Source organism: Actinoalloteichus caeruleus DSM 43889, from assembly GCF_000429185.2.
Taxonomy (GTDB): Bacteria; Actinomycetota; Actinomycetes; order Mycobacteriales; family Pseudonocardiaceae; genus Actinoalloteichus_B; species Actinoalloteichus_B caeruleus.
This window is the reverse complement of the sequence record NZ_AUBJ02000001.1, coordinates 1337110-1348871: the sequence shown is the minus strand read 5'-3', so window position 1 is coordinate 1348871 and position 11762 is coordinate 1337110. Positions and strand designations below refer to the sequence as shown.

Annotated in this window: 11 protein-coding genes; 6 read left to right on the top strand and 5 right to left on the bottom strand. The window is 73.2% G+C overall.

What is annotated here, in order from left to right:
* Positions 1 to 711: 711 nt before the first annotated feature.
* Positions 712 to 1623 carry a LysR family transcriptional regulator gene (locus G443_RS04505; RefSeq protein WP_026420350.1) on the bottom strand — a complete coding sequence of 304 codons (912 nt, stop codon included), beginning with the start codon at positions 1621 to 1623 and terminating at the stop codon, positions 712 to 714.
* Between the two features lie 72 nt (positions 1624 to 1695).
* On the opposite strand from G443_RS04505, the gene dapA reads away from it, so the two are divergent.
* The 3 genes from dapA (at position 1696) to G443_RS04490 (ending at position 5387) form a co-directional block, all read left to right on the top strand.
* Positions 1696 to 2604, top strand: coding sequence for a 4-hydroxy-tetrahydrodipicolinate synthase (gene dapA, locus G443_RS04500; protein ID WP_026420351.1), 909 nt, complete (start codon positions 1696 to 1698; stop codon positions 2602 to 2604).
* A gap of 659 nt (positions 2605 to 3263) precedes the next feature.
* The gene (locus G443_RS04495) at positions 3264 to 4067 is read left to right on the top strand and encodes a GNAT family N-acetyltransferase (RefSeq protein WP_026420352.1); all 804 of its coding nucleotides are present in this window, start codon (positions 3264 to 3266) and stop codon (positions 4065 to 4067) included.
* Between the two features lie 153 nt (positions 4068 to 4220).
* Positions 4221 to 5387, top strand: a complete 1167-nt coding sequence (locus G443_RS04490; RefSeq protein ID WP_026420353.1) for an aminotransferase class I/II-fold pyridoxal phosphate-dependent enzyme — start codon at positions 4221 to 4223, stop codon at positions 5385 to 5387.
* A 45-nt stretch (positions 5388 to 5432) separates the two neighbouring features.
* Here G443_RS04490 and G443_RS04485 read toward each other — a convergent pair whose 3' ends face one another.
* Entirely contained in the window at positions 5433 to 6458 is a 1026-nt protein-coding gene (locus tag G443_RS04485; RefSeq protein ID WP_026420354.1) for a 3-dehydroquinate synthase family protein, read from the bottom strand.
* A complete protein-coding gene (locus G443_RS04480) occupies positions 6412 to 6990 on the bottom strand; it encodes a hypothetical protein (RefSeq protein ID WP_026420355.1) in 579 nt (192 codons plus the stop codon). Before G443_RS04480 ends, G443_RS04485 begins: the two co-directional genes overlap by 47 nt.
* A gap of 162 nt (positions 6991 to 7152) precedes the next feature.
* Between G443_RS04480 and G443_RS04475 the strand changes: the two genes are divergently transcribed.
* Complete coding sequence (locus G443_RS04475) at positions 7153 to 7686, top strand: YceI family protein (RefSeq protein WP_026420356.1); 534 nt, start codon at positions 7153 to 7155, stop codon at positions 7684 to 7686.
* A gap of 104 nt (positions 7687 to 7790) precedes the next feature.
* Positions 7791 to 8444 (top strand): NAD(P)-dependent oxidoreductase, encoded by a 654-nt coding sequence (locus tag G443_RS04470; RefSeq protein WP_026420357.1) that lies wholly within the window; start codon positions 7791 to 7793, stop codon positions 8442 to 8444.
* Here G443_RS04470 and G443_RS04465 read toward each other — a convergent pair.
* Positions 8438 to 9307 carry an ROK family protein gene (locus G443_RS04465; protein ID WP_272481002.1) on the bottom strand — a complete coding sequence of 290 codons (870 nt, stop codon included), beginning with the start codon at positions 9305 to 9307 and terminating at the stop codon, positions 8438 to 8440. The genes G443_RS04470 and G443_RS04465 overlap by 7 nt on opposite strands.
* Positions 9308 to 9324: 17 nt before the next feature.
* Complete coding sequence (locus G443_RS04460; RefSeq protein ID WP_026420359.1) at positions 9325 to 9762, bottom strand: type II 3-dehydroquinate dehydratase; 438 nt, start codon at positions 9760 to 9762, stop codon at positions 9325 to 9327.
* A 193-nt stretch (positions 9763 to 9955) separates the two neighbouring features.
* Between G443_RS04460 and G443_RS25715 the strand changes: the two genes are divergently transcribed.
* Positions 9956 to 11728 (top strand): HAD-IA family hydrolase, encoded by a 1773-nt coding sequence (locus G443_RS25715; RefSeq protein WP_081715679.1) that lies wholly within the window; start codon positions 9956 to 9958, stop codon positions 11726 to 11728.
* The last annotated feature ends 34 nt before the right edge of the window (positions 11729 to 11762 follow it).

Below are 11762 nucleotides of genomic sequence, written 5' to 3'. Positions count from 1 at the left end.
GTGCGCGGCGGGCGGGAACGGGGGCTTCCGGCCGTGACCCGCCTGGTCGGACCCTGGGACGGCGAGCGCCGCACCCGAACCGCCGCGCGGCACTGACGCCGGAGGTCCCCACGTGCTGGCGCCGGTCCGAGGATCGGCTCCAGGTCGCATCCGGGAAGGACGTCGTGAGCTCAGGGCGGAGGTCCTCGCCCCGCCGAGGGGGAGTGGGCCGCCGGAACGGGCGCCGCTCCGTTTCTCGTGGCACGTCGCCACGGGGCGCGGAGCGGTTCCCCGCTCGGGTTTTCGACACCGCCTCGGGACCGATCGCCAGTGTGATCGGACTGCCGGGCGGTACGGACTCGCGGAGAACCAGTCCGTACCGAGACAGGCCCCTGAGCGCCCACACACGATGACACGTTCCGTGCCTTCAGTCCCGAACGAACCAATCCCCCAATCGTCCGCCCGCGCCTCCTCGCGAACCGTCGACACCACCCACCCACCCACCCCCGGTCAGGCGTCGGTTGTCCGCCGTGACCGGACGCCCTCGTTCCGTCCTGCTCTGACGACACCACGGTGGTCGACCGGTGGCCCCGTGAGGAACATCGACCTCAGTGGAGGGGGCGCGGGGCAGTGGATGTGAACGAGCGAGAGGTGCCAGGCCGGCTTCCTCACGAACGCGGAACACCACACCGCCGGGGCGGCCTGACCGTGCCCACCCGATTCGACATCCAACTACCGTGGCCGGCCCGAATCCGGAAACCCCAGTTCGGCGAGCAGCGCGCGGATCGCCGGGCTGGTGTCGGCGCTGCGCCGCCACGCCGCATGGACCTCACGCTTCGGTTGCCGCCGCAGCGGGCGGGCTACCAGCTCCGCCCCCAGCGGAGGGCGGGCCAGGCGAGGGACCAGCGCGACGACCTCACCGGATGAGACCAGGGACAGCTGGGTGGCGAAGTCGTCGATCAGGTGCCGCACGTCGGGCTCCTCGGGTGCCTGGGCGAACAGCCGCCGGAACCACTGGTGGCAGACGGTGCCGGGCGGGCTCGTCACCCAGCTGTGGCTCGCCAGGTCGGTCTCCGCGAGGGGCGCGTCGCACCGCGCGAGCGGGTGCGTCCGGTGCATGACGACGTCGCCGACGTCGGTGTGGACGTGGCGCTGGACGAGGGAGGGCGGCAGCGCGGTCGGCAACCCGTCGGCGTCGTGGACCAGGGCGAGATCGGCCGTACCGGCGTCGACGCTGTGCAGGGCCTCCTCGGGGTCCTGTTCGGTGATCCTCGGCCGGAGGTCGGGGCAGTTCGACGACAGACGGGGGAGGGCGGGGGCGAGCAGTCCTCGAACGGCGGTGGAGAAGGCGACCACCCGGATCACCCCGCGTGGAGCGCCGTCCGCCACCGACTGGGCGGCGTCGGCGCACCGTTCCAGCGCCTGGAACACCTCGGGTGCGCGGTCGACGAGGGCCTGCCCGGCCGGCGTGAGCACCACCCCTCGGCCAGCCGGGGAGAGCACGGGGACCCCGAGCTGGCGTTCCAACCGCTTGATCTGCTGGGAAACCGCGGAGGCCGTGAACCCGAGCTGGTCGGCCGCGCGCACCAGGCTGCCGAGAGCGGCCACCGACCGCAGCGCCCGCAGGCCAACGACGTCGATCACGAAGGGATGCTACGCGGTACCGGCAAGAAACCCTCGCTGGACCGCAGGTATGGGCATCGACAGGATCGAGGCATGACCGACCCGTCGATCCCCGCCCACCTCGTGTTCGGCACGAACCTCGTCGCGATGGTGACGCCGATGCGCCCCGACGGGGCGATCAGCGAACCCGCTCTCCTCACGCTGGTCGACCACCTGGTGGACAACGGGTGCGACGGGATCGTCGTCGGCGGGACCACCGGTGAGGCCCCCACCCTCACCGACGCGGAGACCGCCTGGCTGGTGCGGACCGTGGCCGCCCGGACCGGGAGCCGGGCTCGGGTGATCGCCGGGGTCGGCACCCACGACACCGCCGCCAGCGTGCGCCAGGCACGGCAGGCAGAAGCCGCCGGAGCCGACGCGCTGCTGCTCGTCTGCCCCTACTACTCCAGGCCGACGCAGGCCGGGGTCGTCGCCCACTGCACGGAGGTCGCCGAGGCCACCGGCCTCCCGGTGATGCTCTACGACGTCCCCGCGCGCACCGGGACCGCGCTGGAAGCCGCGACGCTGGTGGAACTCGCCGGCCACCCCCTGATCCGCGCGGTCAAGGACGCCAAGGGGGACCTGTTCGAGGCGATGACCGTCATGGCCGGTACGTCGCTGGCCTACTACTGCGGCATCGACGAACTGAACCTGCCCTACCTCGCGTGCGGGGCGGTGGGTGTGGTCAGCGTGGTGGGCAATGTCGCGGCCGGCCGCAACGCCGAGCTCCTAGGAGCCGTCCACACCGGAGACCTCACCCGTGCGCGGGAGCTCCAGTCCGGGCTGCTCCCCCTCGCGGACGCGGTGATGCGCACCTCGCAGGGCGCGATCATGGCCAAGGCCGCGCTCGTCGAGCTCGGGGTGATCCCGCACGCCACGGTGCGCCGTCCGTTGCTCCCCGCACCGCCCGCCGACCTCCAACGGCTGCGCGCCGCGTTGGCGGCGGTCGCGCTCCCGGCCTGACCACCACGTCACCCGCTGCCCACGCTTCTGCGCAGCGGCCCTGCGGATCAGCCCGTTCTCCGCCACGGCTGGGTGCGCGCTGCCACCCACCGCTGCCGGCCCCTGGTTCGGGTGACACCCGCCAGCTCCCCGTGCCCCGGCCAGGGCGGGCGTGGCCGTGCGCTGGGGGAGCGCACGGGCAGGACGGCGCCGCCCGGTGCGCCGCCCGCGAACACCCCGAACAGCACCGTCCGCCAGCGGGCGGCCGAGGGCCACGAACCCGAGCGCCCGACACCCGCGAACGCCGGGAGCGCCGGTGCCTGAACGCCCGTGCTCCGCCCGGCCCCCCCGGGCCCGATCGGCGGGTGGGCCGACGCCGGGGGAACGAGCACCAGGCGGGCAGCGGCCTGGCAGGGGCCGGGCGCTGGTCCTCCCGGCATGTGTCGCGGGAGCACACGGTGCCCGCAGGTCTGGCCCGTTCTCCCGACGGGAGTGGTCGAGGCCGAGGGCGCCGGCATGCGAGGAGCCGCCTCGTCGGCAGGGACTCGGCGGTCACCAGCCGCCGGAGCTTCGTCCTGGCGGGACCCGCGCCTCACCCGATCAGGTGGACCGTGTCGGGCATTGCGGTCATGATCGACGAGCGAGCCCGCCAGCCCGCCGCGTGGTGGGAATCTGGGTGGATGACCGAGACGCTGGAGGACACGGTGGAGTCGGTGGAGCAGTTGGCCACCGCCTGGCGCGGCCTGGTGCTCGACGCCAGTCCGACGGCCGACGTCCGGGACCTCCCCGGAGTGGCCGTCCGGTGGGCCGAGTCGCGCTTCCCGTTCTGGAACTGCCTCACCCTCACCGAGGTCGGTGTGGACCCGGCGTTGCTCGACCAGCGGTTGGGGGAGGCCGCGCGGATCATGCGCGGGAAGTCCCGTCCGGGGCACCTGTGGCTGTTCGAGGACCTGCTGGACGACGCCGCGCGCCGGGCGCTGCCCGAGGCGGCCGACCGCGCCGGGCTGACCCGCGCGTTCTCCGGGATGGGGATGAGCGCCGACGTCCCGGACGGGGCGGCACCCGAGCACCCGCGTCTGACCTTCGAGCGGGTGACCACCGACGAGCAGCTCGAGGCGTACGCGGACCTGAACTCCCGTGCCTACGGGTTCGCCCTCGAGGACGGCCGGGACGGGCTGAACGGGTCCGAGCTGTGGAAGGCGGGTGTGCACGCCTACCTGGCCCTCCGGGACGGGGTTCCGGTGAGCGCGGCGGCGACGATGGAGTGCGCGGGCCGGCTGTTCGTCGCCCTCGTGGCCACCGCGCCCGAGGCTCAGCGGCAGGGCTTCGGGGAGGCCGTGACGCGCAGGGCGCTCCACGAGGGTGCTCGCGCCACCGGGCTCACCCGCGCCACCCTGCACGCCACCGCCGCCGGCGCGCCGGTCTACCGACGCATCGGTTTCCGGCCGAACTCACCCCTGCACTTCTACGTGCCCACACCGTGATCACCCCGCGTGCGGGGAGAGGGTGGTGGGGGTGCGCGCGTCCCGCCGGGTGAGCGCAGCAGGTCAGCGCGGTTCAGGGGTTTCGTAGGGGGCGGGGCGCCACCCGCGTGCTGTTAGCTTCGGATCACCTCGTACCGGGAAAGGCTACCGATCATGAGTGATTCTTCGCCGCGGCCGCTGGACCTGCCGGTGTGGCCGCAGTTCGACGACACCGAGCGGGCCAACCTGCTCCGCGCGCTCGAACAGGGCCAGTGGTGGCGGATGGGCGGCAGTGAGGTCGACTCCTTCGAACGCGAGTTCGCCGAGTACCACGGCGCACCGCACGCGCTCGCGGTCACCAACGGGACGCACGCCCTCGAACTGGCGCTCCAGGTGATGGGTGTCGGCCCCGGAGCGGAGGTCATCGTCCCCGCCTTCACCTTCATCTCCTCCTCACAGGCGGTGCAGCGGCTCGGTGCCGTCGCCGTTCCGGTGGATGTCGATCTGGACACCTACTGCGTCGACGTGGCCGCCGCCTCGGCCGCGGTCACCTCGCGGACGGCCGCCATCATGCCGGTGCACATGGCAGGCCAGATGTCGGACATGGACGCCCTGGCCAAGTTGGCCGCCGACGCCGGGGTGCCGCTGCTCCAGGACGCGGCGCACGCCCACGGCGCGCGGTGGCGGGGGAAGAAGGTCGGCGAGCTGGGATCGGTCTCCGCGTTCAGCTTCCAGAACGGGAAGCTGATGACGGCGGGTGAGGGCGGCGCGGTGCTGTTCTCCGACACCGAGCTGTACGAGGCGGCGTTCCTCCGGCACAGTTGTGGTCGTCCGCGTACGGACCGGCACTACCGGCACGAGGTCGCCGGCTCCAACTTCCGGATCAACGAGTTCACGGCGAGCGTGCTGCGTGCGCAGTTGTCCCGGCTGGACGGGCAGATCGACACGCGTGAGGAGCGTTGGCCCGTTCTCGCCGGCCAGTTGGCGCGGATCCCCGGGGTGGTGCCGCAGGGCCGAGACGAGCGCTGTGACCGCAAGCCGCACTACATGGCGATGTTCCGGCTGCCGGGGGTCACCGAGGAACGCCGCAACGCCGTCGTGGACGAGCTGGTCGCGCGTGGGGTGCCGGCCTTCGCCGGGTTCCGCGCCATCTACCGGTGTGACGCGTTCTGGGAGACCGCCGCTCCCGAGGAGTCCGTCGAGGCGATCGCGGAGCGTTGCCCCAACACCGAGAAGCTCAACGCCGACTGCGTCTGGTTGCACCACCGCACGCTGCTCGGGACCGAGGAGCAGATGCACGCGGTCGCGGGGATCGTCGCCGAGGTCGTCGGGCGGGTGTGACGCGGGGTGGTGGGCGGAACCGGGTCCTCCGGCCCGCCCACCATGTCACCCCTCGACGAGGCGCAGCGCGGTGGCGACGGCCGCCTCCGGTACGTCCCGCACCAGCTCGGGCCCGAGGGCTCCCCCGAGCACGAAGGTCAGCCCCGTCGTCACCTTCTTGTCGGCACGCATCAACGAGATCAGCACGTCGTGGTCCAGCCCCGGCGGGAGGCTGGCGGGCAGCCCGTAGTCCCGCACCACCGCGTGGTGCTCCTCGAGCGCGGTCCGGTCGATGCGGCCGAGGACGTGCGCGAGTTCCCCGGCGAACACCGTCCCGACCGCGACGCACTCACCGTGCCGCCACGCGTAGCCGGTGGCGCGTTCGACGGCGTGACCGAGGGTGTGCCCGTAGTTGAGCAGGTGTCGCCGGCCGGTGTCCCGCTCGTCCTGCCCGACGACCGCGGCCTTGAGGGCGACGCTGGCGGCGATCTGGCGGTGGACGGGGAGCCCCCGCAGATCGCCGGCGCCGATGAAGTGGCAGCGGGCGATCTCGCCGTACCCGTTCGTCCACTCCCTCCTGGGCAGCGTGGTCAGGTACTGGGTGTCGCACAGCACCGCCCTCGGCTGCCAGTAGGCTCCCGCGAGGTTCTTGCCCGCGGGTAGGTTCACGGCGGTCTTCCCGCCGACGCTCGCGTCGACCTGCGCCAGCAGTGAGGTCGGTAGGTGGATGACCGGCACCCCGCGGTGGTACAGCGCGGCGGCGAGGCCGACGAGGTCCGTGGTCGTCCCACCGCCGCAGGAGACCACGACGTCCTGGCGGGTCAGGCCGAACTCGCTGAACCGCTGGCACAGCTCCGCGACCGCGGCGAGCGTCTTGCCAGCCTCACCGTCCTCGATGTCCACGATCAGTGTCGGTACCCCGGTGTCGGGCAGCCAGTCCCGGGGACGTGCCGTGACCACCACCGCCCGGCGCGCGCCGATGCGGCTGATCTCGGCCATGAGCCGGTTCCGCACGCCGGGACCGATGTGGACGAGGTAGGAGCGGTCACCGAGGTCGACCTCGATGCGGTCGTTCGCGGTCAGCTGGGCCATGGGGGTGTCCTCTCCTGATCGGGGGCACGGGGTTGCCCGCTTCGGTGAGCACGGCGCGCAGCGCACCGGCGGCGCCCGCCGCCGCCCCGGGTGGGATGCCGAGGACGTCGTGGCTGCGGCAGGCGTGGACGTACAGCAGGTATCCGAGCGGAGCGGTGCCCGCCTCGGTCGCGGCCCGCGCGTAGGAGGCGACCGCCTCCCGGTATCGCCGCCAGGACGCGGCGGGTCGGGCGTACCGGTCGGCGTCGCGGGCGACGCGGGCCGCCTCGCCGGTCGCCGCCACCGCCTCCGCCGCCACGCCGAGCCGCTCCAGCGGGCTCAACCTGGCTGTCCAGTCCTGCCAGCACTGGAAGAGGAACCCACGCCGGTCCCCCCGGGGAACGTGGCGCACGAGGCACCACAGGTGAGTGACGGGCACATCAGGCCACTCCCCGGTCAGCAGGTCGGCGGCGAGCTCGCGGACGGCACCGGTCAGCTCCGGTGGCGGTGCGTCAGCCGGGGAGACGAGGGCCAGCCCGTCGAGTTCCGCCATCTCGTCCCCGTTCCGCGTCCCGTGTCACGTCGTGGTCCATCCTCGAACCTCGACGGTGGACTTCCGCGCGACGACGGGAATTCTGGGTTGGTTCAGGGGGCTCGTAGGGGTTTCCCCGATTGCTAGGCTTCGTGCTTCCACGGTGATTCGGGGGTGACAGCGATGAGCGCTGCCGGCGACAGCGACGTTGACGACGGGCAGGGAATCGCTGCCGGTGTCTTCACGATCGATCCCGCGAGGTCGGGGATCTCGTTCCGCACGCGAGCGATGTGGGGACTGCTCGGTGTTCGGGGCACGTTCTCCGTCGAGAGCGGCAAGGTCGAAGTCGGGGAGCCGGCCACCACGTCCACGGTGGAGGCGGTCGTCTCGGCGGCCAGCTTCGCCAGCGGCATCCCCCAGCGGGACGAGCACGTCCGCTCGTCCGACTACCTCGACGTCGCGAACCACCCGAGGATCGTGTTCGTGAGCGATCGGTTCGAGTGGACGGGTACCCGGGGGACCCTCCAGGGGCGGTTGACGGTCCGCGATGTCACGCGTCCGGTCAAGCTCGACGTCACCAGCGTGACCGGCGGGGAGCGTGAACTCACCGCCCGGGCCACGACGACGATCGACCGGTTCGACTTCGAGGTGACCACGGCGCGCGGGATGACCGGGCGCAAGCTCCAGCTCACCCTGGACGTCGTCGCCACCCGCTGACCCCGGTCGTCCATCCCGGTACCCCTGTCCTCGTCCAGGGACCTGGCGGGTGCGGTGTCGGGGCGATACGTTGCCCCCGCGAACCGGCCCGTCAGGAGTGGAACATGGCGAAGATCAGTGTCATCGGGGCGAACGGGACGATCGGAAGGCGCGTCCTCGACGAGGCCCTGGCCCGCGGTCACGAGGTCACCGCGGTGGTGCGGCGCCCGTCCACCCTGGAGCGGGAGCCCGCCGGGAACCTGACCGTGACCACCGGTGACGTCCTGGACCCGGAGGGGGTCGCCAGCCTCGTCGCGGGACAGGATGTCGTGGTGAGCGCGGTCGGTGGCGGCGACGGAGCGGGCCATGAACGGCTCATCGAGCCCTCGCTGCGTGTGCTCGTCGACTCCCTGCGCGCCGCAGGTCCGGGTGCGGCCCGGTTGATCGCCGTGGGTGGAGCGGGCAGCCTCACCACGACGCCGGGCAAGAAGGTCTGGGACTTCCCCGGCCTGCCGGATGACGCCTTACGGACCATGCGCGCGCACGGTGAGGGGCTCCGGTTCCTCCGTTCGGTCACCGACGTGCGGTGGACGAGCCTCAGCCCCGCCATCATCATCGCCCCGGGCACGAGGACCGGCCGATACCGCACCGGCGCTGACGACGTGCTCATGGACTCGGCGGGCAGGAGCCACATCAGCGCCGAGGACTACGCCCTCGCCCTCGTCGACGAGATCGAGCGCCCTCGGCACGTCGGCCGCCGTTTCACGGTCGCCTACTGACGGCGCGCGAGCAAGGCGGCACCCCGCAACGACGAGAGCCCGCCGAGCGTGGACAGCCGCAGCGGTGGCGTTGGGTGACCCTCGCGGGCGAGCGCCCGCAGGTGCCGCGCCACCGCGTCGGCGAACCCCGGAAGTCCCGCCGCGAATCCACCCCCGAGCACGACACACGCGGGCCGCACCAGCTCGCTGATACCCGCGGCGGCGACCGCCAGCGCCGCGCACGTCTCGTCCACCGCCGCCACCGCCCACGCCACCCCGTCGTCCCACGCGGCCCGGAGCTCGGGGAAGGAGACGTCCTGCCCGCGCGATGCCGCCGCGCGCCGCAGCGTCGCCGGACCGGAGGCGATGGCCTGGAGGCACCCGGCGCGGCCGCACACGCACGTCGGCCCCGCGCGGTCCACCACCAGGTGGCCCAGCTCGCACGAACCATTCGCCGGATCGGGCACTGGACGGCCGCCCACCACCAGCCCGCCGCCCACCCCGGTGCCGACACCGAGGTAGAGCAGGTCCTGGACGTCCGCCGCGTCCGCCTCCGCGAGCGCCGCGAGATCACCGTCGTCGGCCCAGCGCACCGGGATCCCCGGGAACAGTCGTGCCAGCGACGCCCCGAAGTCCAGTCCCGCCCACGACGGGCGGCTCGGCCAGACCACGACTCGTCCCTCGCCGTCCAGGGTGGCCGGCATCGCCACTCCCACGGCTCGGACCTGGTGCGGCCACCGCGCGATCAGCGCGGCGATCCGCTCCTCGAACAGGGCGAGGTCCTCGGCCACCGTCGCGGGTGACCCCCAGCGGAACGAGGCCTGCCGGGCCGGGGCGTGTTCGGCCTCCGCGCGGAGCGCCACCTTCGTGCCGCCGACGTCGATCGCGATGACGCTGATGACTAGCTCCCGGAGTGTCGCGCCAGCAGCGCCCGCGCGGCCAACCGGTACCCGGTCGTGCCGAGCCCCGCGATCACGCCCGCGGCGATCGGCGCCAGGATGGAGTTGTGCCGGAACGACTCCCGCGCCCAGACGTTGGAGATGTGGACCTCGATCCACGGGCTGGGGTAGGAGGCGAGCGCGTCCCGCAGGCTCCAGCCCGCCATCATCAGGGCACCGGGGTTGATGATGGCCCCGAGGGTGTCGTAGCTGTCCTGGACAGCCCGCACGAGCATGCCCTCGCAGTCGTCCTGCACGGCCCGGACCTTCCAACCGCGGTCGGCGATCTCGTCCGCCACCGCGTCCTCGATGTCGGACAGGGTGTCCGTGCCGTATATCTCCGGCTCCCGTCGACCCAGGATGCCCAGGTTCGGGCCGTGCAACAGAAGGACTTCGGACACGGGACACCTCACAGGCTCGGTCTGCTGCCGCCGCGAGGCTAACCAGCGCCGGGCCGTGCCGGGCCGTTCCTCCTGGGCGCAGGGGGTGTTGAGGGGTTCGTTAGGGGAGATCGGAACCGCGCCCCGCCGGTAGCGTCGCCCGAAATCCGGTCCACGGTCGAGTGCCCCGTCTGAGGTGGAGTGTGAGTAGGTCATGAGCGATGGACGCGCCCCCACCAGGCAGGTCCGGACCGCCGTCGTCGGCCTGGGCTGGGCCGCCCGGTCGATCTGGCTGCCCAGGCTGCGGGCCCACCCGGGCTTCGTCGTCACCGCGGTCGTCGACCCCGACCCCCGGGCGCACTCCGGAGCCGACGACGGCGGAGTGATCCGCTACGCGGATGCCGGCGAGCTCCGCCCGGAGGTGGCGGAGCTCGCGATCGTCGCCGTGCCCAACCACCTGCACGCCCCTGTCGGCTCCCTCCTGCTGGAGAGGGGGATCTCGGTGTTCGTCGAGAAGCCGGTCTGCGTGAACACCGGCGAGGCCGACCGCCTCGCCGCGGCCGAACGCGACGGCGGTGCGCTGCTGCTCGCGGGGAGCGCCGCCCGGCACCGTGCCGACGTCCGCGCCCTGGCCGCGCTGGTCCCGTCGCTCGGCCAGATCCGCCACGTCGACCTGGCCTGGGTCCGCGCCCGCGGTGTTCCCGACGGGGACGGCTGGTTCACCCGGCGCGGTCTGTCCGGTGGGGGCGCCCTGGTCGACCTCGGCTGGCACCTCCTGGACCTGCTACCACCGTTGGTCGGTGCCGCCGGGTTCCGGGAGGTCGTGGGCACGGTGTCCGGGGACCACGTCAACGACCGGACGGCCAGGGCGGCGTGGCGCGCCGAGGACGACGAGGTCGGCTCGGCGCCACCCAGCGACGTCGAGGACACCGCACGCGGTTTCCTGATCACCGACGAGGGCATCTCGGTGTCCCTGCGGGCGGCGTGGCGGTCGCACGAACCGCTCGACGCCACCGTCGTGACCGTCGAGGGCAGCGGGGGCACCGCCACGTTGCGATGCACCTTCGGGTTCAGCCCCCACCGCGCGGGCGGGTCCGTGCTCACCGTGACCCGGGACGGCGAGACGACCCCCGTGGCGGTGGCTGAGGAGGCGATCGGCGCGGAGTACGGGACGCAGCTGGACGTGATCGCCGCCGAACTGGGCGACCCGACGACCCAGGGACGGGCGGTGGGGGAGGCGCGGCGGACGATCGGCGCCATCGAACGGCTCTACGCCTCCGCGCGTCCCCTCCCTCGGGCAGAACGGCCCGTCCCGCCCGATCCCCGTGCCAGTGCCCTCCGCGCCGTGGTGTTCGACCTCGACGGTGTGCTCGTCGACAGCACCGAGGTGATGCGGGAGGCCTTCCGCGTCGCCTACGCGGAGGCGGTGGGCGAAGGGGAAGCCCCGTTCGCCGAGTACAACAAGCACCTCGGCCGGTACTTCCCTGACATCATGCGCATCATGGGGCTGCCGCTGGCGATGGAGGAGCCCTTCGTCCGGGAGAGCTACCGGCTGGCCCACCAGGTGCCGATGTTCGAGGGTGTGCCCGAGCTGCTCGCCGAGCTGCGCGCCCGCGGCCTGCGGCTGGCGGTGGCCACCGGGAAGAGCGGACCCCGCGCGCGTTCGCTCCTCGACCTGCTCGGAGTGCTGCCGCTGTTCGACCACGTGATCGGGTCCGACGAGGTGGCCAACCCCAAGCCCGCTCCCGACATCGTCGAGCTCGCGCTGGACCGGCTCGGGGTCAGCCCCGACGAGGCGGTCATGGTGGGTGACGCGGTCACCGACCTCGCCAGCGCCCGGGGCGCCGGGGTGCGCGCGGTGGCCGCGCTGTGGGGTGAGTGCGAGGCGGCGGCCCTGCTCGCCGCGCGCCCGGACGTGGCCCTCGACAGCCCGGCCGAGTTGCTGGCGCTCTGCCCGCCCCTGCGAGCTCCCGCCCTGGAAGGCTGACCGGCCCCGCTCGCCGGGGGCGGAAGTTAGGGAG

What these genes read in the sequence shown, in the direction of transcription:
- G443_RS04485 (WP_026420354.1), bottom strand. Translation starts at nt 6,458, where the DNA reads ATGGCCCAGCTGACCGCGAACGACCGCATCGAGGTCGACCTCGGTGAC.
- G443_RS04490 (WP_026420353.1), top strand. Translation starts at nt 4,221, where the DNA reads ATGAGTGATTCTTCGCCGCGGCCGCTGGACCTGCCGGTGTGGCCGCAG.
- G443_RS04470 (WP_026420357.1), top strand. Translation starts at nt 7,791, where the DNA reads ATGGCGAAGATCAGTGTCATCGGGGCGAACGGGACGATCGGAAGGCGC.
- G443_RS04475 (WP_026420356.1), top strand. Translation starts at nt 7,153, where the DNA reads ATGAGCGCTGCCGGCGACAGCGACGTTGACGACGGGCAGGGAATCGCT.
- dapA (WP_026420351.1), top strand. Translation starts at nt 1,696, where the DNA reads ATGACCGACCCGTCGATCCCCGCCCACCTCGTGTTCGGCACGAACCTC.
- G443_RS04480 (WP_026420355.1), bottom strand. Translation starts at nt 6,990, where the DNA reads ATGGCGGAACTCGACGGGCTGGCCCTCGTCTCCCCGGCTGACGCACCG.
- G443_RS25715 (WP_081715679.1), top strand. Translation starts at nt 9,956, where the DNA reads ATGAGCGATGGACGCGCCCCCACCAGGCAGGTCCGGACCGCCGTCGTC.
- G443_RS04495 (WP_026420352.1), top strand. Translation starts at nt 3,264, where the DNA reads ATGACCGAGACGCTGGAGGACACGGTGGAGTCGGTGGAGCAGTTGGCC.